Origin of the sequence: Streptomyces sp. NPDC056479, from assembly GCF_042795335.1 — a bacterium.
In the GTDB taxonomy this organism is placed as follows: Bacteria; Actinomycetota; Actinomycetes; order Streptomycetales; family Streptomycetaceae; genus Streptomyces.
Genome location: NZ_JBHTRZ010000004.1, coordinates 583,165 through 605,087, shown reverse-complemented (window position 1 = coordinate 605,087; position 21,923 = coordinate 583,165). Strand labels below are relative to the sequence as shown.

At 70.2% G+C, this 21,923-nt stretch carries 15 protein-coding genes; 12 read left to right on the top strand and 3 right to left on the bottom strand.

Translation table 11 applies throughout. From position 1 onward, the window contains the following. Positions 1-541: 541 nt before the first annotated feature. The gene (locus tag ACFQ6S_RS19245; protein ID WP_383410719.1) at positions 542-2,812 is read right to left on the bottom strand and encodes an MMPL family transporter; all 2,271 of its coding nucleotides are present in this window, start codon (positions 2,810-2,812) and stop codon (positions 542-544) included. Positions 2,813-2,987: 175 nt separating this feature from the next. Here ACFQ6S_RS19245 and ACFQ6S_RS19240 point away from each other — a divergent pair, with 175 nt between their 5' ends. The 4 genes from ACFQ6S_RS19240 (at position 2,988) to ACFQ6S_RS19225 (ending at position 7,310) form a co-directional block, all read left to right on the top strand. After that, positions 2,988-4,160 (top strand): sensor histidine kinase, encoded by a 1,173-nt coding sequence (locus ACFQ6S_RS19240; protein ID WP_383410716.1) that lies wholly within the window; start codon positions 2,988-2,990, stop codon positions 4,158-4,160. Beyond that, positions 4,135-4,797, top strand: a complete 663-nt coding sequence (locus ACFQ6S_RS19235; protein WP_383410713.1) for a response regulator — start codon at positions 4,135-4,137, stop codon at positions 4,795-4,797. Before ACFQ6S_RS19240 ends, ACFQ6S_RS19235 begins: the two co-directional genes overlap by 26 nt. A 386-nt stretch (positions 4,798-5,183) precedes the next feature. Further along, positions 5,184-6,797 (top strand): MFS transporter, encoded by a 1,614-nt coding sequence (locus ACFQ6S_RS19230; RefSeq protein WP_383410711.1) that lies wholly within the window; start codon positions 5,184-5,186, stop codon positions 6,795-6,797. Positions 6,798-6,968: 171 nt separating this feature from the next. Continuing rightward, positions 6,969-7,310 carry a hypothetical protein gene (locus ACFQ6S_RS19225; protein ID WP_383410708.1) on the top strand — a complete coding sequence of 114 codons (342 nt, stop codon included), beginning with the start codon at positions 6,969-6,971 and terminating at the stop codon, positions 7,308-7,310. A 56-nt stretch (positions 7,311-7,366) separates the two neighbouring features. Here ACFQ6S_RS19225 and ACFQ6S_RS19220 read toward each other — a convergent pair whose 3' ends face one another. Then, a complete protein-coding gene (locus ACFQ6S_RS19220) occupies positions 7,367-8,203 on the bottom strand; it encodes an enoyl-CoA hydratase/isomerase family protein (RefSeq protein WP_383410705.1) in 837 nt (278 codons plus the stop codon). 172 nt (positions 8,204-8,375) lie between these two features. Here ACFQ6S_RS19220 and ACFQ6S_RS19215 point away from each other — a divergent pair, with 172 nt between their 5' ends. Further along, complete coding sequence (locus tag ACFQ6S_RS19215; protein WP_383410702.1) at positions 8,376-9,833, top strand: Yip1 family protein; 1,458 nt, start codon at positions 8,376-8,378, stop codon at positions 9,831-9,833. A gap of 16 nt (positions 9,834-9,849) precedes the next feature. Here the strand turns inward: ACFQ6S_RS19215 and ACFQ6S_RS19210 are convergent, their stop codons facing one another. Next, the gene (locus ACFQ6S_RS19210; protein ID WP_383410699.1) at positions 9,850-10,899 is read right to left on the bottom strand and encodes a hypothetical protein; all 1,050 of its coding nucleotides are present in this window, start codon (positions 10,897-10,899) and stop codon (positions 9,850-9,852) included. Between the two features lie 688 nt (positions 10,900-11,587). Here ACFQ6S_RS19210 and ACFQ6S_RS19205 point away from each other — a divergent pair. The 7 genes from ACFQ6S_RS19205 (at position 11,588) to ACFQ6S_RS19175 (ending at position 21,877) form a co-directional block, all read left to right on the top strand. Next, positions 11,588-12,688, top strand: a complete 1,101-nt coding sequence (locus tag ACFQ6S_RS19205; protein WP_383410696.1) for a hypothetical protein — start codon at positions 11,588-11,590, stop codon at positions 12,686-12,688. Between the two features lie 48 nt (positions 12,689-12,736). Then, positions 12,737-13,528: a TIGR03936 family radical SAM-associated protein gene (locus ACFQ6S_RS19200; protein ID WP_383410694.1), complete on the top strand. Its 792-nt coding sequence runs from the start codon at positions 12,737-12,739 to the stop codon at positions 13,526-13,528. A 262-nt stretch (positions 13,529-13,790) separates the two neighbouring features. Further along, complete coding sequence (locus ACFQ6S_RS19195) at positions 13,791-17,762, top strand: Rne/Rng family ribonuclease (RefSeq protein WP_383410691.1); 3,972 nt, start codon at positions 13,791-13,793, stop codon at positions 17,760-17,762. Between the two features lie 260 nt (positions 17,763-18,022). After that, the gene (gene rplU, locus ACFQ6S_RS19190; RefSeq protein WP_200303235.1) at positions 18,023-18,343 is read left to right on the top strand and encodes a 50S ribosomal protein L21; all 321 of its coding nucleotides are present in this window, start codon (positions 18,023-18,025) and stop codon (positions 18,341-18,343) included. A gap of 14 nt (positions 18,344-18,357) precedes the next feature. After that, a complete protein-coding gene (gene rpmA, locus ACFQ6S_RS19185) occupies positions 18,358-18,612 on the top strand; it encodes a 50S ribosomal protein L27 (protein WP_383410687.1) in 255 nt (84 codons plus the stop codon). Positions 18,613-18,747: 135 nt separating this feature from the next. Next, positions 18,748-20,193 carry a GTPase ObgE gene (gene obgE / locus ACFQ6S_RS19180; RefSeq protein WP_383410684.1) on the top strand — a complete coding sequence of 482 codons (1,446 nt, stop codon included), beginning with the start codon at positions 18,748-18,750 and terminating at the stop codon, positions 20,191-20,193. Between the two features lie 157 nt (positions 20,194-20,350). Then, positions 20,351-21,877, top strand: a complete 1,527-nt coding sequence (locus ACFQ6S_RS19175) for an FG-GAP-like repeat-containing protein (protein WP_383410681.1) — start codon at positions 20,351-20,353, stop codon at positions 21,875-21,877. Positions 21,878-21,923: the final 46 nt, after the last annotated feature.

Sequence of the window (21,923 nt, the reverse complement as noted above, 5' to 3'; positions counted from 1 at the left end):
GATCGGGTGAGTGAGGCGCTGGCGGGGGCGAGCGAGGATGAGGCAGCGGCTGCGCTGGCTGCGGCTGGCGTTTCAGCCCCTCGCCCGTCGGCGTCGTCAGCGCCCCTTCGGACGCCGCTGCCGGGCCCTAAGGCTTCGCTGCACGTCGTCTCTGAGGTGGAGTGGGTCTGAGGTCCGTATCGGCTTGCGCGTGACTCTCTGCGGCTCCGCGAGCCCCCTTCCTGACCGGGCAGGGGGCTCGTTGGCTTTTGTTGGTGCGTGAATGTGTGCGACTGAGCGCCCTATTGGAAGGCGCTGGTGCTGGTCGTGGTGATCTGTATCCGGTGGTGCGGAAGGTTCCGGTCGATCTTGACAATCTCCGCAGGCGGGAACTGATGAGACCCGCCGCTCGCCGCGAAGAAGTGGAAGCCACCCGTATAGATGGGCACGGCTGTCCCGACGGCATGCGGCTCACCGATCTTGGCGTCCAGGCAGGCCGCGGGAGTCGGAGCGCCACTGATACCGCTGCGGTGCCGGACGCCAAGGGCGGGCAGGAGTTGAGTCAACGGTCGACCAGCCGTGGACGCGGGGCCTCACCCATGGATTCCGCGTCGGTGTCGTCCGTGCCGACCGGGCCGCGGGGAAGCATCCGGTCCAGCCACCTCGGCAGCCACCAGTTGGTCCGGCCGAGGAGTGTCATGGTCGCCGGTACCAGCACCATGCGTACGACCGTGGCGTCGATGAAGATCGCGGTGGCCAGGCCGAGCCCGAACATTTTGGTGGAGGGGTCCTCGGCGACGGCGAAGGACAGGAAGACCGCCACCATGATCAGGGCGGCCGAGGTGATGATCCGGGCGGTGCCCGAGACGCCCTCAACGATCGCCGTGCCGTTGTCGCCGGTGCGCAGGTACTCCTCGCGTACGCGGGAGAGGAGGAACACCTCGTAGTCCATCGACAGGCCGAACAGGATGGCGAAGAGGAACATCGGGATGAACGAAACGATCGGAACCGTCGCTTCCAGCCCGATGAGTGCGCCTCCCCAGCCCCACTGGAAGACCGCGACCATGATGCCGTAGGCCGCGCCGATGCTCAGCAGGTTCAGCAGTACCGCCTTGAGCGGTACGAGTATCGAGCGGAAGACCAGCATCAGCAGCAGGAACGACATCGCCAGCACGGCGGCGACGAACACCGGCAGGCGTTGGCTGGTGCGTTGGCCCACATCGGACAGGCTCGCGGCGGCGCCGCCGACGTGGGCCCTGGCCGGGCCGTGCCCGATCGCCGTGGGCAGCACGTCGGTGCGCAGCCGGGTGATGGTGTCGGCCGTGGCCTTGTCCTGAGGGCTGGTGGTCGGGAACACCACGAGGGTCGCGATGCCGGTGGCCCGATCGATGTGCGTCGGCGCGACGGATGCGATGCCCGGGTCCGCCGCGACCGCCCCGACGAGTCGGTCCAGCACTCCCGGATCACCGACGGGGTCCGCGGCGATGACGAGGGGACCGTTGGTGCCCGGGCCGAACCCCTCGGCGACGAGGTCGTAGGCGCGGCGCTCGGTACGGCTGTGGGGCAGTGAGCCGTCGTCGGGCAGGCCGACGCGCAGGCCGAGCACGGGCAGCGTCGCGGTCAGCAGCAGCCCCGCCGCGCCGATCGCGTACGGCACCGGGTGCCGGCTGACGTGCCCGATCCAGCGCCGCCACCCGGCGGCGGGGGCGGCACCCGCCGCCGTGTCCCGCCGCCGTGCGAGTCGGCCCAGCTTCCTGGTCTGCAGAGCCCGGCCGATCCGGCCGGCCCGGGCCAGGCGTGGGCCGGCGGCGCCGAGGAAGGCCGGCAGCAGCGTCACCGACGCGACCACCATGGTCAGAACGACGATCGAGACGGCGAGCCCGCCCACCGTCATGAACGGCACGTCCGCGACCGCCAGGCCGAGGATCGATACGACGACGACGCCGCCGGCGAAGACCACGGGCCTCCCCGCCGTGGCCACCGCTCGCCCCGCCGCCTCGTGGGGATCGAGCCCGCGCGCCAGGTACTCCCGGTGCCTGGCGAGCACGAACAGCGCGTAGTCGATGCCCACTCCGAGCCCGACCATGCTGCCCAGGACGGGGGCGAAGGTCGGGACGTCCGTCACCCCCGCCAGTACCGTCATCGTGGCAACTCCGATGGTCAGCCCGAAGACCGCCATGCCGATCGGCAGCGCGGCGGCGACGAGCGAACCGAACGCCAGGAACAGGATCGCGGCCGCGGCGAGGAGGCCGATCAGCTCGCTCACGCCGCCGTCGGGGTCGGAGAAGGCGTAGAAGAGGTTCCCGCCCATCTCGATGCGCAGGGGCAGTTCGGCGCGCAGCCGGTCGCCGAGATCGACGAGGGCGTCGAGGTCTTTGGCCGACAGCCGGCTCTGGTCGGGGTACTGCACCCGGACGACCGCGATCCGCCCGTCGGCCGAGACAAGGCCGCCGCGCACGGCGGTGTCCCCGCCTGCGTCGAGTGCCCCCGCCGGGTCGCTCGTGCCGAGCACGTGCGGCAGCCGCTGCACCTCGGTCTGCAGCCGCGTGAGAGCGGTGCGCGCGCTGCCGTGGTCGAAGAACGTCGCACCGTTGTCGAGGGGGGTGACGACCACTTGGGCGGTCATCCCCTCCTGGCCGGTGCCGGCCCGCTCGATCAGTTGCGCGGCCCGTTGGGAGTCCAGTCCCGGAGCGGTCATCGAGTCCGCTGTCCGCCCGCCGATGGCGATCGCGGCGAGGACGGCGAGCGTGGCGGCGATCAGCCATGCCGCGATCACCCGCCAGGGATGGCGGGCGGCGCTTGCGCCCAGGCGCAACAGGGCTTTCGAGAGCATCGGGTCCTCCAACCACTTCGTCGGCCGTCCTTGTACGGCCGACGATGCCGAGGCTCGTCGCCTCCGCGCTCCGCGGCATCGGCCCGCGGGCCGCGGATCCGTCGGCCCCGGGGCGGAGTGACGAACCGTCCTTTCGGCCGATGCGCGGCACGCCGCGGTCCCTAGGCTGAGAACCGTGCTGCGAGAAGACCTGCGAACCCTGTGGACCGAACCCCGGCCGCCCGACGCGCCCGCCCGGGTGTGGCGGGACTGGGTGCTGCTCGCCGCGGGCCTGGGCGGTGTGGTGTTGGAGGCCACCCTGCGCGAGAACGTCGTGTGGCGGCCGGTGGCGGTGGTGTTCGCCGTATGGCTGTGCCTGCTGCCCCTGTGGCGCCGGACCCGCCCCCTGGCGATGGTCAATGGGGCGTTCGGCTCGGTGATCCTGCTTCAGGTGGCCTCGCTGGTCGCCGCTCCGCGCGAGCCCGTCGGCCTGTACACCGGCGCGGTCGTGCTCGTGCTCGTGTACGCGCTGCCCCGGTGGGGATCGGGAAGCGAGATCGTGCTGGGCGGCGCGGTGATCCTCGCGGCCGCCGCGCTGTGTTCCGTCACGGACGAGACCCCGGTCGTCGAGAACGTCGTGGGCTTCGTCTTCCTGCTGCTGCCCGGCGTGTTCGGGGCTGCCATACGGTTCTGGGTGACCGCTCGCGAGCGGCAGCTGGAGCAGGTGCGCTCCCGCGAGCGCGAGCAGCTCGCCCGGGAACTGCACGACACGGTGGCCCACCACGTGTCGGCCATGGTGATCATCGCCCAGGCGGGCGGGGTGCTCGCGGGCGCCGACCCGTCCGCCGCCGTCAAGGCGCTGGAGGGGGTCGAGGAGGAAGGGGCGCGCACGCTGGAGGAAATGCGCGTCATGGTCGCCGCGCTGCGCGACCGCGGGGTCGGCGCCGAGCTGGCGCCCCCCGCCGGAGTCGCGGATCTGGAGCGCCTGGTGCGCACCCCGGGTGGTCGCCTCAGGGTCGACCTGGGGCTCGACGGCGAACTGGACGCGCTGCCCCCGGCCGTGGACGCGGCCGTCTACCGGATCGTGCAGGAGTCGGTGACCAACGCCATGCGTCATGCGGTCGACGCGACCGAGCTCGTCGTCCGGGTCGCCGCGGAACGGCACACGGTACGGGTGAGCGTGCGCGACGACGGCCGGCGCACCGGCCGGGGTCGCGACGGATATGGACTTACCGGACTGCGCGAGCGCGCGACCCTGCTCGGCGGCAAACTACAAGCCGGCCCCGGCGCCGACCAGGGCTGGCATGTCGAAGCCGAACTGCCGAGAGCGAGGAGCGAGAGCGGTGCCCATCCGCGTCCTCGTCGCTGACGACCAGACCATCATCCGCACCGGGCTGCGGATCATGCTGAACGCCCAGCCCGGCATCGAGGTGGTCGGCGAGGCCGCCGACGGGCGGGAAGCGGTACGTCTGGCCCGCGAACTACGCCCCGACGTCTGCCTGTTCGACATCCGCATGCCCGTACTCGACGGGCTCGAGGCCACCCGGCTGGTCGCCGGCCCGGGCGTCGCCGACCCGCTGGCCGTGGTCGTCATCACCACGTTCGACCTCGACGAGTACGTCTACGGCTCACTGCGTGCCGGCGCCCGCGGATTCCTCCTCAAGGACACGGGACCGGACCTTCTGGCGCAGGCCGTACGGTCGGCGTCCGACGGTGAGGCGCTCATCGCGCCCAGCGTCACCGTCCGCCTGCTCCAGGCATTCGCGGACCTGCCCGCCGGCCGGCCCGCGGCCCAGCCGGTCTCACCCGTCACCGCCCGCGAGGAGCAGGTGCTCCTCGCCGTCGCTCGCGGGCTGACCAACACCGAGATCGCCGATGCACTGCACATCAGCCTCAGCACGGTGAAGACGCATCTGGCCAGCCTGATGGCCAAACTCGGCGCCCGCAACCGGGTCGAGATCGCGATGTGGGCCTACGAAACGCGCCGTATCCTCCCCGGAACCTGAGCCGGGTGCCGGGCCATGTCCGTGAGTCCCCGCCCGGACATCAGTGCACCGGTCGGCTCACGTCGGCTCCACGTGCCTCACCCGCCCCAGAGCGTGACGTACCAGGAGGCCGGAACTGGGACGGTGAGACACCCGATACGACAAGACTCCCGACAGCTACCTCGCCAGTCTCCACCTGCACGCCTCGATGATCTGGATCAAAGACCTCACCAGGACGATCCGATGATCACGACTCGATACGCGCCCTAGCAGCGTCACGACCTGTTTGGTTCCGAGCGTGCCCGCTCTCGGGTGACTGAGGGCCGGTGCCTCCTTCATGTGCGCCAAGCGGCTGAACTCCGCGGCGCGTCAAGGACGACGCCCCGGGCGGTGGCAATGCTTCGCCTATGACGCCCAGTGCGGTCACTGAGGCCGAGGGTTCGGCGAGGGCGCGGATCGTCCTGTGGACGCTCGCGGCGGGGCAGTTCCTGATGGCGCTCGACAGCTCCGTCATGAACGTCTCCATCGCGGCGGTGGCCGACGATGTGGGCACGACGGTGACCGGGATCCAGGGCGCCATCACGGCCTACACCCTCGTGATGGCGATGTTCATGATCCCGGGTGGCAAGGTCGGCGCACTGATCGGCCGCAGGCGCGCGTTCATGATCGGCTGCTGCATCTACGGATGCGGTTCCCTCACCACCGCACTCGCGCCGAACCTGCCCGTGCTGCTGCTCGGCTGGTCGTTCCTGGAGGGCATCGGGGCGGCGCTCATTCTGCCCGCGATCGTGGCGTTGGTCGCCGGGAACTTCGCCGCCGAACGACGTCCTGCCGCCTACGGACTCGTCGCGGCCGCGGGTGCCGTGGCGATCGCACTCGGGCCTCTCATCGGTGGCTTCGCCACGACGTACCTGTCCTGGCGCTGGGTGTTCGCCGGCGAGGTGGTCGTCGTACTCGCGATTCTGGCGGTCGCCCGCCACATCTCTGACGTCGTGGGCCGCGAGCGCTCGCACATCGACCTCGTCGGCTCCGCGTTGTGCGCCCTGGGGCTCGGGATCTTCGTCTACGGCGTGCTCCGCTCGGACGAGTGGGGCTGGTTCCGGCCGAAGCCGGACGCGCCGTCGTGGCTCGGAGTCTCGCTGGTGGTGTGGCTGATGCTGGCGGGAATGCTGCTGATCTGGCTCTTCCTCCACTGGGAGGCCCGCCTCGTGGAGCGGCACAGGGATCCGCTCATCGACCCGGACCTGCTGCACACCAAGCAGCTCACCGGCGGACTGACCATGTTCTTCTTCCAGTACTTCGTCCTGATGGGCGTGTTCTTCGTCGTACCGCTCTATCTGTCGATCGCTCTGGGCATGTCCGCGCTCGAGACCGGTGCCCGCCTGCTGCCGCTCTCCCTGACCCTGCTCGCGGCTGCGACCCTGATTCCCCGTTTCTTCCCGGACGTCTCGCCGAGGCGGGTGGTGCGGCTCGGAATCCTCGCGTTGCTCGCAGGCGCGGTGGTCCTGATGGCCGCACTGGACGAGGGAGCAGGGGCGGAGATCGTGACCGTACCCTTCCTGCTGATCGGGCTGGGCACAGGTGCGCTCGCATCCCAGCTCGGCTCTGTCACCGTCTCGGCGGTGCCGGACGAGCAGAGCGCGGAGGTCGGCGGCATCCAGAACGCGGTCACCAACCTGGGTTCCTCGATCGGTACGGCACTCGCCGGATCGATCCTGATCGGTGTACTCGCGTCTTCCTTCCTCACCAGTCTCGAAGAGAATCCGGCGATCCCGGCCGAGGTCAAGAATCGGGCGGCCGTCGAACTCCAGAACGGTGTGACGTTCCTGTCGGACGCTCAGCTCGAGACCGCTCTTGACGAGGCGGGCGTGAACGAGGACGTGGCTCAGGCGGCGCTGGAGGCGAACTCCGACGCCCGGCTGGACGGCTTGCGTGCCGCGGTCGCGATCCTCGCGTTCGCCTGCGCGCTGGCGCTGTTCTTCACGTCGCGGATCCCGACCACCCAGCCCCGCTCCACCTAGAAGGAGGGCGTTGTGGCGTCGAGTCAGCCGCCGACGAGCGGTCCACAGTGGGGGAGCCCGCCTCAAGGGCATCAGCCTTCGGGCGGATGGGTACGGCCTCCTGCCGGCCCGCCGCCGCAGAAGCGCCGGGGGCGGGCGTGCCTTTGGGGGTGCCTCGGCGCTCTGGCGGCCGTGGTCGTCATCGTCGTGATCGTGGTGGTGGTCGCGGTGGGGGAGAGCGACGACCCCAGCCATCCGCCATCCGCCGACGTGAAGATCACGTCCTGCTCGGTCGACTCATCGACACGGCTGCCGTCGGCAGGCTTGGAGATCCACAACCACAGTTCGAAGGCCTCGACGTACGGCATCAGCGTCGAGTTCGTCGACCCGAAGGGGACGCGGGTGTCGGAGGGCGCGGGGCTGTCCCTGACGGTCGCACCGGGGCAGACGGTGAGGACTTCGGCAGGGGGCATGGACCAGGTCACGCAGAAGGTGACATGCAGGGTGACGGACGTGAATCGGATGGCGGGCTGAAGAGGCTGATGGAAGCCCGTGCTTGAGCCTGTTCGGGGTGGGCCGGGCCTGCGACCTCAGTCGCCGAACTCCGTCACCGCCTTGCCTAGGTCACGTTCGACTTCGCCGGGTGTCTGGAGTCCTCGGCCGGCCAGATGGTCCAGGCGTTCACGGGTTTCGGGCAGCGCGACCAGGCCGACGAACGTGACCGCGTCGGAGCGGACGTTCGCCGGGGCAGGCAGTGTGATGTCGTTGACGGCGCGCTTGGCGGTCTTGACCCCCGCGGGTGGGAAGCCGGCGATGCGTTGGGCCAGACGCTCTACGAAGGCGTCCAGTTCGGCGTCGGGCAGCGCGCGGTTGATCCAGCCGTAGCGTTCGGCGAGGTCGGCGTCGAAGTCGTCGGCGCTGGTGATGGCTTCGATGGCGCGTGTTCTGCCCAGCCGCCGGGCCAGATGCTGCAGTCCGCCGGCGCCGGGCAGGGCGCCGGTGCCGGACTCGAACTGCGCGAAGATCGCGTTCTCACGGGCCGCGAAGATCATGTCGCAGGCCAGGGCGAGTTCATTGCCGCCGCCGCGGGCCCGGCCGCGCACCTTGGCGATGGTGATCACCGGGACGTGCGCCAGCTTGTACAGGAACATGCCGAGCGAGGCGTCCCCGGGACCCCCGGCCTTCGCGGCTTGCGCGGTGTACTCCGGGATCGCCGTGAGGTCCACGTGTGCCGAGAAGAACTCGGCCGAGGCGCTCTCGATGACGACGACCCGCACGTCACCGGGGTCGCGGTACAGCGTGTCGACGAGCGAGACCAGGTCACGGACGAGATCGACTCCGATGAGATTGAGCGGTCCGGCGTCGAGAGTGGCGAACAGGACACCGGCCTCTTGCCGGGTGTGGATCGATGAGTAGGCAAAGCTCATGATCACTCCATGGCGCCGAGCGCCTTGCCGTTCGGGGCGATCCGGTCATTCCACCCTACGGGGCTGTGGGCTCGCCCACCCGTCGAGCGGATCGCGGACGCCGGGGGGCTCCGGGCTGCCGAACGGGGTAGCCCCACGTGCGCCCAGGTGAGGTGCGTTTGAGCCTGGTGTCATGAGTATGCGCCCGTGGGTTGTCGTCGAGGCACCGGACAGTCGTGGTCTTCGGCGGGTGACCGTGGGCAGTGAGACGGTGGGCAGTGCCTGGTCGGTGGGTGAGTTGCGGAGAATTCTTCGGCGTATTGGATTGCCGGACGATGTGGATCTGGAGGACACCGCATTCATATGCTGGCGTGGGGGTGACAGCAGTGCGTGGCCCGATCGGCAGTGGGGACGGCGTGCGGTTCTCGTTCTGATGGTGGCCGGACTGCTGGCTTCCATGGCGCTCAGCGCTGCTGTGGGATGGCCGGACGCCGTCGGGGCGCTCACCTTCGCGCAACGGATCACCGGGGTTCTGTTCGTACTGTCGGGCCTGGTGCAAGGCGTGGCCGCGGTGATGGCGCTCGACCACTGGGGGAGACGGCAGTTCAGGATCTCCGGAGCGGTCGTTCTGCTTGGCGTGCTCATCGCGCTGACCACGGACAGCCTTCTTCTCTTCATGTGGCTGGAGGAGAAGGAATACACGCCCTATCTGCTGGTGTTCCTGCCGCTCTGGTGCTGGTCCCTCTGGGCGCTTGTCCTGCTTGTGCGGGAAAAATGCTGGAAAGGAGTGCCCTGGCCCAAGAGGTTCGCGGCCGGAGTGGTTGCCACCGCACTCCTCACCGGTGTCAGTCTGGCGTATTCGACCATGTACCAACCCGCAGCGGCACCTGTGCATTTCAGCTTGAAGGCGAAGTTCGGGGCATCGCGGGCGGATCGTTCGGTGTCCTTCGTCCATGTCCCGCTCTCGCTCTATCTGAAGAACACCGGCGGAATTCCCGTCTACATTGTCAATGATGTTTATACGGTCCGTGGAAGAACTGCTACTTACTCCAGGTTTCCTGGGAACGATGATTTGTTGACGGAGTGGCGGGACAGCGCGGGAGGGCTCAGGAGTCCAGTGGGGGAAGCTGAGCTCTACGTCGGTGATCTCAGGAAGACCGTCATCAGCAGCGGTCATTTCAATGGTCCGGGCAAATGGCTCGAGGTGGGGCAGGAGTATTCCCTTGAGCGTGTGTTTCAGATTCCCACGGATGCGCCTTACGACACCATCACCGTCAATGTGCAGGTCGCGTATATGAGGAAGGATCGGGGGAAGCTGAATGTGGACGAGTTCAGCACTGCTCACTATACGTGGCAGAAGACAGAAGGTCAGTACTACTGTGAATGGCTGGGGTGCGGGCAGCAGCTTATTTACAGTGGCCGTGTCCGGCACAACAACAACCTCATCAACGTGACGCGCAGACCGCGCTTTGTGACCGCGGTCTGGTCGCCCGGACTCTGGTTCATCTCCTCCATTTCGTCACTTCGCTTCAGAGAGGCGAAGGGCGCCCTCAGGGAAGAAAAGAGGGAGTTGGACCGGTACGGGGCCGCGACTATTCGGACCGATGCGGAGGTGCCCGTCGCGGAGCTCCTGAGGTCCGCCGGTCTGTGACGACGGCGTCGCCGTCCTACCCTCCGGCGCTCGTGAGCCAGGTCCCCACCGTGATCCCGTCCTCCTCCAGGTAAAAGGCTGTCTGCGTGCAATGAAGAGCCGCGTTTCCGACGGTCCCGGTCAGTTCGTTCCCCGGTACCACGTCGGCGAGCCTCTCGATGAGACGCGCGAGTGCGAAGGGGCCATGAGCGTGCTCGTCGTTCTGCAACTGGGCGCGGACGTCGAGCATGTCGTTGGCCTCTTCCTTGGCCTTCCAGAAGTCCTTGACCCCTGTGCTGTCCCAGCTGGAGGGGGTGAGACCTTTCAGCCCATTCGAGATCTTCCGGTCCGAGACGACGCCGAAGATGGCGTTGGTGCACACTTCGGCGGCCTTTCCGAGAGCAGCGTCCGGCGGATCCTGATCGGAGGCGGACTCCTTCTGCTCGTCCTTCATGTGGGTGGTCCGCTCGCTCACCTCTCGCTGGGCGTCGGCCCGGTCCTCCGACGAGGCCTTGGGGTCGCTGGCCCGCCTCATGGATCGACTGACCTGTTCTGATGCATCCGCGAGTTGTTGCTGCTGCTCGTCGTACTTTCCCCGCACCCCCTGAGATGCCTCCTGGGATGCGCTCGACTGCCCCTGGGATACGCCCCCCTGTTCCGAAGACGCGTTCAAGGTGATGAGAAAGCTCAACGACGAGCTCACAAAAATCGCTGTGCCGCCCATCTCTCCCGCGCCATTGCTCTGCTCCAAGGCGTAGTTCACGTCCTTGACGATCGCCGCCAGTTGCTTCCCCTGCTTCTCGGGCGCCTTGGGATCGGCGATCGTGTCCAGGGCGGCTGTCGTGCGCTTCACGACCACGAAAAGCCTCGACCGGTCCTCGGGCCCTACGCCGGGCTCCTGGCCCGCGTCCAGGGTGGCGGTCGTCTGCTTCACCAGCGCGGTCAGCCGGTCTTGCAGCTTGCCGGGTGTGTTGTCGTCGCTGATGACCTCCAGTGCCGCGGCCAGCGCTTTAGCACTGTCGATGACCGCCCCTCTGTCCTGGGGTGACGTGGCCGGGTCCTCAACTGCCCGGAGTGTGGCGGTCAATGTATCGACGGACGACCTGAGCTCCTTCGGTACTTCCCCTCGTTTCTCCTTGAGCGCTGTCGTCGTCTCTGCGAGCGCCTGCGTCTGCCCCGCCGGGGGGTCGGTCGTCCTCTCCCCTTCGGCTTCCCCTTCGCCGGGGGGATCTGACGGCGGATCAGTCGGAGGAGCGTCGGGTTCGGTCGTAGGTGTCGTTTCGGGCGGCGTGGACTCGGTCGATGGAGGAGGCGGTGGGGGAGGCGGCTCGGGCGGGGGCTCTGTCGTTGTCGGGCCGGTCGGGGTGGGCGGGGGCGTCGATGGAGGCGGGGGCGGGGGCGGGTCCGGCGGGGTCGTCTGAGCGGGGGCATGGGGCCCGCTTCCGCCGGGTGTCTGTTGCGCTGCCACCGCACTCGTCACACCGGCCGGCAACGCGAGTGCCGCGGCAAGGAGAGATGCGTGGACCCTGTGCAAGGCGTATCGCCTGGTGGTTCTGGCCATGTTGGTTCCAGATGCACTGTGCGATGTACGGCATCACCTGTTTTCCGACCCGGGCCTATGAATCCACTGTTCACCCGCCCCGCGCATCCCGCAAACGCGAACGCCCCGCCTCGGGCCGGGTGTTGTTCCGGCGGTTCCGATGCCTCCGACGGGTCCTTCCACGCTTGTCGGGAGTGGCGGGATCCGTACGGGTGGCTGTGGCGTCTACCCGTATATGGACCTTGAGAAGCCACCGGCTCGGCCCCAGCAGCAACCAGCGCCGGAAGGGTGCCTTGTCGTCGCGATCCGGGTGCCCGTGCGGATCGTCGTGTTCGTGCTCGTCGTGCCGGTGCGGATGGTGTGGGACGCGCTCGTCGTCGCCGGGCGCTTTCTGAACGACACGGTGCTGCGGCCGGTGGGGCGGGCCCTGCTGTGGCTCGGGCGGGCGGTGTTCGTGTGGCCGTTCGTGGCGCTGTGGCGGTACCTCGTCGTGCCGGTCGCCAAAGGGGTGGGCTGGCTGGGGAACGTCCTCCTGGTCGTGCCCGCGGTGTGGCTGTACCGGTATGTGCTGACTCCCGTCGGGCACGCGTGCGCGTGGGTGGCGCGGGGGATCGGGGCCGGGCTGGGCTGGCTGTACGCGCGCGTGCTCACGCCCATCGGGCATGCGGTGATGTGGGTCCTGAAGGGGCTCGGCGCAGGACTCGCCGCGATCGGGCTCGGCATCTTCGGGGCGGTGGCCTGGCTGCTGCGGTATCTCCTGGTCGTCCCCGCACTGTGGGTGTACGAGTGGATCCTCGCGCCCGTGGGGCGGGCCCTCGCGTGGCTCGTGAGCACCGTCGCCACCGGAATCGGGATCGCCCTGTACTGGATCGCGCGGGTGCTGCTCGTACTGCCCGCGCAGGGGCTGTACCGCTGGGTCCTCGCCCCCGTCGGTCGCGCACTCGCCGTGGTCGGCAGGGAGATCTGGGACGCGCTCGGACATGCGTGGCGGGTCGCCGGGCGGATCTCGCTCGCCGTCGGGCGGTTCCTCGCCGGCCTCTTCCGGTGGATCTTCGTGGAGCCCGTGCGATGGGTGTACCGGACCGTACTCACGCCCGTCGGGCACTTCGTCCGGGACGCCGTGCTGCGGCCCGCCGCCGAGGCCGCACGCAGCGTGGGCCGGGCCACCCGGCAGGCCCTCACCGCCGCCCGTGAGTCGGTACGGCAGGCGCGCGCCGACTTCCGGCGGATGCTGTTCGGGGAACCCCGAGAGCGGGAAGCGGTGGCCGGGCGGGAACCTCGGGGCCGTGAGACACGTACTCTTGGTAGCAGTACGACCGCTCTCACGAAGGACTGAACGACACTGGGCAAGCGACAGCCCGAAGGCCCGCCGCCCGCACCGGCGGTGCAGCGCATCCGACTGCGCTACACCAAGCGCGGCCGCCTCCGGTTCACCAGCCACCGTGACTTCCAGCGCGCCTTCGAGCGCGCGCTGCGCCGTGCCGAGGTGCCGATGGCGTACTCGGCGGGGTTCACGCCGCATCCGAAGGTGTCGTACGCCAATGCCGCACCCACCGGCACGGGCAGTGAGGCGGAGTATCTGGAGATCGCGCTTACCAAGACGCGTGACCCGGAGCAACTGAGAGCGCTCCTCGACGAATCGCTGCCCGCCGGGCTCGACGTCATCGAGGCGGTCGAGGCCCGGACCTCCGGGCTCGCCGACCGGCTCACGGCATCGGTCTGGGAGCTGCGGCTCGACGGCGTGGAGCAGGCCGACGCCGCGCGAGCGGTCGCCGCCTTCGACGCCGCCGAGTCCGTCGAGGTACAGCGCATGACCAAGAACGGCGTGCGCACCTTCGACGCCCGCCCCGCGGTCGTCCACCTGGAAAACCTGGAAAGCGCCAACGGAACGGAAACGCACAGTTCCCAGGCTGATAGGCCGACCGTCCAGCCCTGTGCGATACTGCGGCTGGTTGTTCGGCACGTGACGCCTGCCGTTCGACCCGACGACGTCCTGTCCGGTCTCCGCGCCGTGGCCGACCTGGCGCCGCCGGTCCCCGCAGCGGTGACCAGGCTGGCGCAGGGGCTGTTCGATGAAGAGACCGGCACGGTGACCGACCCGCTCGCGCCCGACCGCGAGGCAGCGACGGCCCCAACCGAGGCCGAGCCCGCTGCCGCCGCGAAGGCGTCGGCGTAAGGAAGGTCCCGCGTAGGGACGTACGTCGAAGCGCCGCCCTCGTACTCGGGAGCCACCTGGGTCGGGCAGCGCACCGACCAGAAGACTTTCGCCAGGCCGTGCGCATGAGGCGTACGGAACCGGTGAGACAGGACACAGAGAGCTCCCGTGCGGCGCCCGCGCCCCGGACGGCGGCAGTCGCGCACCGCGCGAGCCGCGGACGTCACCGGCATGCCGCCGGACCAGGCGCGGCGCCCGGGAGCCTGACGGGAGAAACGCCCGCATGCTCGAACCGACCGAACCCACCGAGGGTTCCGAACTGAACACTCCCAGCGACACCCTGCCGCCGCGCCGGCGGCGTCGCGCCGCGTCCCGCCCGGCGGGACCGCCCGTGGCTGCCGCCGAGGCGCAGCCCGCAGAGGTCGTGGAGCCGGCCATACCGGCTGCCGAGGCGGCCGATGTCGCTGCGGTGATCGAAGAGGCAGAGAAGGCTGAGGAGAACATCGAGGCCGTCGAGGCCGGCATGACTCCTGAGGCCGCCGACGCCGAAGAGACCGCTGAGACGGTGGAGGCCGCACCCGCCGGCCGTCCGCGCCGGCGTGCGGTGCGCCGCGCGTCCGCGCCCACCGGGTCGCCCGCCGCTGCCGAAGCCGCCGAGACCGTGGTGCCCGTGACGGCCGCCGCGCCCCTCGCCGAGGTGGCGAGCCCGGACGTGACCGCCGTAGAGACCGCAGAGAGCACCGAGGTGGCCGCCGAGGCCGCGCCGCCTCGTTCGCGTCGGCGCGCGGTGCGCCGGTCGTCTGCGCCCGCCGGTGCTCCGGAGGCGGCGGAGACCGCGGTCTCCGTGGACGCCGGTGCCGACGACGAGAGCTCTGCTGCCGCCGAAACGCCTGCGGCCGCCGAGGAGGCCGCCCCGCGTCGTACGCGCCGGCGTGCCACGCGTCGGGTTGCCACGCCCCCCGCCGCCGAGGAGAGCGCCGATGTCTCCGCCGAGGAGGCGCCCGCCGAGGCCGAAGCACCCGTCGAATCCGGCGATGCCGCCGAGGCCGCCCCGCGTCGGGCCCGGCGCCGTGCCACGCGCCGCGGGTCCGAGCCTGTCGCTGCCGACGAGGCTGTCGAGACGCCGGTGACGGCGGAGACCCCCGTGACCCCGGCTGCCGAGACCGGGACCCCCGCGGCCGAGGCCGCCGAGGAAGCCGCTCCCCGCCGCCGTCGCCGGGTCGTCCGAGGAGCCGCGACCGGATTCGCCGAGCCCGCTCGGACCGCCGCCGCCAAGGCGTCCGAGGACACCTCCGACGAGGCGTCCGACGAGGCCCCGCGCCGGACGCGGCCCGCCGTGGCCGTGTTCCAGGCGCCCGTGTTCACCGAGCCGAAGTTCCAGACGCCCGAGCGCGCCGCCGCTGAGGCCGCCGCCGAGGCGGAGACCGAGGACGTCGAGGAGTTCCCGGAGGAGCCGGCCGGCGCGTCGCGACGTCGTCGCCGGCGGCGTGGCGGCGGATACGCCGAGGAGGCCGAGACCCAGGCCACCGAGGCCGCCGCCGAGGACGAGTCCGAGGACGCCGAGGAGTCCGCCGAGGGCGACGAGTCCGAGGAGACCGGCTCGCGTCGCCGTCGCCGTCGCGGTGGCCGGCGTCGCCGTCGTGGCGAGGCCGCCGAGGCGGAGGCCGATGGCGAGGAGTCCGAGGAGTACGCCGCCGCGCAGGCCGAGCAGGACGCCGAGGACACCGCCGAGCAGGAGGAAGAGGACGCCGAGGACTCCCGTGGCGAGGACGGCGGGTCCAGCTCCAGCAGCCGTCGCCGCCGGCGCCGTCGTCGTCGTGCCGGTGACACCTCCGCGGACACCGAGCCCGACGACGGTGACCCCGAGCGCACCGTCGTCAAGGTCCGTGAGCCCCGCCCGAAGGCCGAACCGTCCGACGAGGTGCAGTCCATCAAGGGCTCCACGCGCCTGGAGGCCAAGAAGCAGCGCCGCCGGGAAGGCCGTGAGCAGGGCCGCCGCCGGGTGCCGATCATCACCGAGGCCGAGTTCCTGGCCCGCCGCGAGGCCGTCGAGCGCGTGATGGTCGTCCGCCAGCACGGCGACCGCACGCAGATCGGCGTCCTCGAGGACAACGTGCTCGTCGAGCACTACGTCAACAAGGAGCAGTCGACCTCGTACGTCGGCAACGTCTACCTGGGCAAGGTCCAGAACGTGCTGCCGTCGATGGAGGCCGCCTTCATCGACATCGGCAAGGGCCGCAACGCCGTGCTCTACGCCGGTGAGGTCAACTTCGAGGCGCTCGGCATGGCCAACGGCCCGCGGCGCATCGAGTCCGCCCTGAAGTCCGGTCAGTCGGTGCTCGTCCAGGTGACGAAGGACCCGATCGGGCACAAGGGCGCGCGTCTGACCAGCCAGGTCTCCCTGCCGGGCCGTTACCTCGTGTACGTCCCCGAGGGCTCGATGACCGGCATCAGCCGCAAGCTGCCCGACACCGAGCGCGCGCGTCTGAAGACCATCCTCAAGAAGATCGTCCCCGAGGACGCGGGCGTCATCGTGCGCACCGCCGCCGAGGGCGCGAGCGAGGACGAGCTGCGCCGCGATGTCGAGCGACTGCAGGCGCAGTGGGAGGACATCCAGAAGAAGGCCAAGAACGGCAACGCCCCGACGCTGCTGTACGGCGAGCCGGACATGACCGTCCGCGTCGTCCGCGACATCTTCAACGAGGACTTCACCAAGGTCGTCGTCAGCGGCGACGAGGCGTGGGAGACCATCCACGGATACGTCTCGCACGTCGCGCCCGACCTGGCCGACCGCCTGTCGAAGTGGACCTCCGAGGTCGACGTCTTCGCCACGTACCGGATCGACGAGCAGCTGTCCAAGGCGCTGGACCGCAAGGTCTGGCTGCCCAGCGGCGGTTCGCTGGTGATCGACCGGACCGAGGCGATGGTCGTCGTCGACGTCAACACCGGCAAGTTCACCGGTCAGGGTGGCAACCTCGAGGAGACCGTCACCAGGAACAACCTGGAGGCGGCCGAGGAGATCGTGCGTCAGCTGCGGCTGCGCGACCTCGGCGGCATCATCGTCATCGACTTCATCGACATGGTGCTGGAGTCCAACCGGGACCTTGTGCTGCGGCGTCTGCTGGAGTGCCTGGGCCGCGACCGTACGAAGCACCAGGTGGCCGAGGTCACCTCGCTGGGCCTCGTCCAGATGACCCGCAAGCGGGTCGGCCAGGGCCTGCTGGAGTCCTTCTCCGAGACCTGCGTCCACTGCAACGGGCGCGGTGTCATCGTGCACATGGAGCAGCCCACGGCCGCCGGCGGCGGTGGCGGCGGCAAGCGCAAGAAGCGCGCGCGTGCCGGTGCCGGGCCCGAGCATGTGCACGAGGCGTCCGTCGCCGCCGAGCCGGTCGAGACGGCCGAGGAGGAGGCGGAGACCGAGGCCGAGGTGGCCGCCGAGGTCGCGGCGCCGGCCGCGCTGGCCGAGCCGGCCTTCGCGCCGGACGAGGAGCTGTACGGCAGCGTCGCCGAGGCCGAGGCCGCCGTACGCGGCGGTCGCTCGCGGCGCCGCGGGGGCCGGCGGGTGTCGGCTCCGGCGGGTGCGCCGAGGAAGGCCGAGGCGGTTCCCACCGCTCAGGACGTGACCGTCGCCGAGGAGATCGAGCGTCCGGTGCAGCCGGAGTCGGCCGATGAGGCGAAGGCCGAGCCGATGGCCGTGGAGGACGCGGTCGTCGAGGCCCCGGTCACCGAGGAGGCCGCGCCCAAGGGGCGTACGCGGCGTCGTGCGACCCGCAAGGTGTCCGCGCCCGCCGGGTCGCCCGCGGGGGCCGAGGCCACCGTGGTGACGGTCGGGGAGACCCCGGCCGAGGCCGCGGTCGAGGCTCCGGCCGAGCAGGCCGGTCAGGCTCCGGCCGAGGCGGTCGCCGAGAGTGCCGCTCCGGCCCGTCCGCGGCGCCGTGCCGTGCGCAAGGCCACCGCGCCGGCCGCTTCCGAGGAGGGCGCCGTCGTGGTCGTCCCGTCGTCGGAGGCGGAGTCCGCGGTGACGGAGGCCCCGGCCGGCCAGGAGGTCGTCGAGGAGGCGGCTCCGGCCAAGAAGACGGCCCGTAAGACGGCCAAGAAGGCGACGGCGAAGAAGGCCGCCACCAAGAAGACCGCGGCCAAGAAGACGGCCGCCAAGAAGGCGACGGCCAAGAAGGCGGCGAAGACCACCGCCAAGACGGCCGCGGCCAAGGCGACGGCGAAGAAGACCACGGTCTCGGCCGCCACCGACGAGTGACGCACCGCGGGTGACATACCGCGAGTGATACGAGGTGCGGCCGGTCCCTGTGACCGGCCGCACTCTCTTGGGGCCCGGCCCGGTTTGACCCTGTTGGCTGCGGCCCCGTAACCTTGACCGTCGGCGTGTCCGTGAATATAGGCACGCCACATCCCCGTAAACCTCGTCCTCCGGAGCACTGGGTGTCCTGGAGAGGCTGTTCGCGTGCCGGGCGGCTGGACTGCGGGGGTGCCGTTCCCGAGCGAGAGAGTGAGATCCGCGTGTACGCCATCGTGCGCAGCGGTGGCCGCCAGCACAAGGTTGCTGTCGGTGACATCGTTGAGGTTGACAAGATTTCCACTGCCAATGTTGGCGACACGGTCGAGCTCTCGACCCTGCTCGTTGTCGACGGCGACGCTGTGACCAGCGACCCGTGGGTGCTGGCCGGTATCAAGGTCCAGGCCGAGGTCGTGGACCACCACAAGGGTGTGAAGATCGACATCCTTCGCTACAAGAACAAGACCGGCTACCGCCGTCGTCAGGGCCACCGCCAGCAGTACACGGCGATCAAGGTCACTGAGATCCCCGCGGCTGCGAAGTAAGGGACTGAAGAGACATGGCACACAAGAAGGGCGCATCGTCCACTCGGAACGGTCGCGACTCGAATGCCCAGCGGCTCGGCGTGAAGCGCTTCGGCGGTCAGGTCGTCAGCGCGGGTGAGATCCTGATCCGCCAGCGCGGCACCCACTTCCACCCCGGTGCGGGCGTCGGCCGTGGCGGCGACGACACGCTGTTCGCGCTGCAGGCCGGTGCGGTGGAGTTCGGCACCAGCCGTGGCCGCAAGGTCGTGAACATCGTTCCGGTCGCCTGAGTCCTCTGACTCAAGGCTTCGACCGAACGTTTCGCGAGGCGGACCTCACTTCCCGGTCGGGAAGGCGGGTCCGCCTTTCGCGTGTTACGCAAGAGATGTATCCGTTTGTTTTCGCAGTGCTGGAGGCACCCCACCATGACCACCTTCGTGGACCGCGTCGAACTGCACGTCGCCGCGGGTAACGGAGGCCACGGCTGTGCCTCCGTTCACCGTGAGAAGTTCAAGCCGCTCGGCGGGCCCGACGGCGGCAACGGCGGGCGCGGCGGGGACGTGATCCTCACCGTCGACCAGTCGATCACCACGCTGCTCGACTACCACCACTCCCCGCACCGCAAGGCCACCAACGGCAAGCCCGGCGAGGGCGGCAACCGGTCGGGCAAGGACGGCCAGGACCTGGTGCTGCCGGTGCCCGACGGCACCGTGGTGCTGGACAAGGCGGGCAATGTGCTCGCCGACCTGGTCGGGCACGGCACCTCGTACGTCGCCGCGCAGGGCGGCCGGGGCGGGCTCGGCAACGCCGCGCTGGCGTCGGCGCGGCGCAAGGCGCCGGGCTTCGCGCTGCTCGGCGAGCCGGGGGACCTGCAGGACATCGTCCTGGAGCTGAAGACGGTCGCCGATGTGGCGCTGGTCGGGTACCCGAGCGCCGGCAAGTCCTCGCTGATCTCCGTGATGAGCGCCGCCAAGCCGAAGATCGCCGACTATCCCTTCACGACCCTTGTGCCGAACCTCGGTGTGGTGACGGCCGGCTCGACCGTGTACACCGTCGCCGACGTGCCGGGTCTCATCCCGGGCGCCAGCCAGGGCAAGGGCCTCGGCCTGGAGTTCCTGCGGCACGTCGAGCGATGCAGCGTGCTCGTGCACATCCTGGACACCGCGACGCTGGAGTCCGACCGGGACCCGCTCTCCGACCTGGACATCATCGAGGCGGAGCTGCGGGAGTACGGCGGGCTGGACAACCGGCCCCGGATGGTCGTCCTGAACAAGATCGACGTACCGGACGGCAAGGACCTCGCCGAGATGGTGCGGCCGGAATTGGAGGCCCGGGGATACCGGGTCTTCGAGGTGTCCGCCGTCGCGCACATGGGGCTGAAGGAGCTGTCGTTCGCGCTGGCGGACGTGGTGGCCAAGGCGCGGGCCGCGAAGCCGCAGGAAGAGGCGACGCGGATCGTGATCCGGCCCAAGGCCGTCGACGACGCGGGCTTCACCGTGACGCGCGAGGACGTCGACGGGGAGCCGGTGTTCCGGGTGCGGGGCGAGAAGCCCGAGCGCTGGGTGCGGCAGACCGACTTCAACAACGACGAGGCGGTGGGCTATCTCGCCGACCGGCTCAACCGACTCGGTGTCGAGGAGGAGTTGATGAAGGCGGGCGCCCGCTCCGGCGACGGCGTCGCCATCGGGCCCGAGGACAACGCCGTCGTCTTCGACTGGGAGCCGACGATGTCGGCCGGTGCGGAGATGCTCGGTCGGCGCGGCGAGGACCACCGCTTCGAGGCACCTCGCCCGGCGACCCAGCGCAGGCGGGACAAGCAGGCCGAGCGGGACGAGGCGACGCAGGAGTTCGACGACTTCGAGCCGTTCTAGGAGGGCGGCGGCCGGGCGAGCCCCGGTTAACATCCGGCGAATTCACGGCGTACCTCAGGGCAACCCCCTGACGCTTCGGTGAGTCGTACTGGGCAGCGCGGAGCAAGATCCTGGATCTCTCCGCGCTCCAACTGCCCTCCACACTCCCGGAGTCGACGTGGATCTCCCGGCCGCCCGTCCCCATCACCGCAGCCCCCGCTCCCGACGCGGACGTCTCGTCCTCGCCACCGGAATCGCGCTCGTGGCCGGTGCCCTCACGGTCCCCGCGGTCAACGCGGCCGGCGAGGCCCCGGCCGCCGCCCCGAGCACCAAGCGGCTGCACGACGACTTCAACGGCGACGGCTACCCCGATCTCGCCGTCGCGGCGCCCGACGCCACCGTCGACGGGAAGAAGCAGGCCGGGTACGTCGCCGTGCTGTACGGGTCGGCGAGCGGGCTCAGGACCGCGTCCAAGCAGGTCATCAGCCAGAACACCACCGGCGTCACCGACTCCGCCGAGACCGGCGACCAGTTCGGCAGCGCGGTCGGCAGCGCCGACCTCGACCGGGACGGCCACACGGACCTGATCGTCGGCGTCACCGGCGAGGACTCCGTGGAAGGGGGCGCCGAGACCGGGCTCGTGCAGGTCGTGTGGGGCGGGGCGAAGGGCCTGTCGGGCGGAGCCGCGCTGGCGTACGGACACAACACGTACGACCGGCTCAGCGCCCGGGGGCAGCTCACCGTCGGTGATGTCAACGGTGACGGGGCGGCGGACCTCGTGGTCGTGGAGAGTCTGTTCAAACTGCGGGTCGTCAAGGGGCCCTTCGGGCGCGACGGGTCCGCGAGCGGCGGCGAGCAGATCGTCCCGGACGAGTCGGACCCCCGGTTCCTGGACCTGGCCACCGGCGATGTGAACGGTGACGGCATCGACGACGTCGTCGGCACCATGCACGACGGCGACGAGTACGACGCCCGCCGTGTGACCTACTGGCGGGGCACCCCCGACGGCCTCGCCGAGGGGATCGTGGTCCGCGACGGCGGAGGGCTGCGGGTGCAGGGCGGTGAGTCCGTCGGCGTCGGTGACGTGAACCGGGACGGGTACGCGGACATCGTCGTGGGCCGTCCGGTCGACGGCTACGACAGCGATCTCGACACCCCGATCCCCAAGGGCGGCCGGGTCGCCTTCATACCCGGCTCCGCGAACGGGCCCGTCGGCACGAAGGCGAGGTACGTCAACCAGGACAGCGCCGAAGTCCCGGGCGCCGCCGAGCGCGGCGACGGATTCGGGACCGACATCTCGGTCGCCGACGTCAACGGCGACGGGTACGCCGATGTCGCGACCGGCGTACCCGGCGAGGACTTCGACGGCCAGAGCAACGTCGGCGGAACGGTCGTCCTTCGCGGCGGCACGGGCGGCCTGACCGGCACCGGAGCCAATGGCGTCAACCAGAACACCGCCGGTGTGCCGGGCACGGCGGAGAGCAACGACGTCTTCGGCACCGCCACCCACCTCGTCGACGGCAACGGTGACGGCCGTGCCGAACTCGTCGTCGGCACACCGGGGGAGAACGCGAACGCCGGGTCGGTGTGGGTGTTCAGGTCCACCTCGGCCGGGATCACCCCCACCGGCTCGTCCACCTTCGGGGCCGGGACGCTCGGCACGGTCGCGGCGAACGCGAAGCTCGGCTCCGGGTTCAATCACTGATCCATCGGCGGACCCGTCGCGGTAAGAGCACGTTTCCATGCTCCTG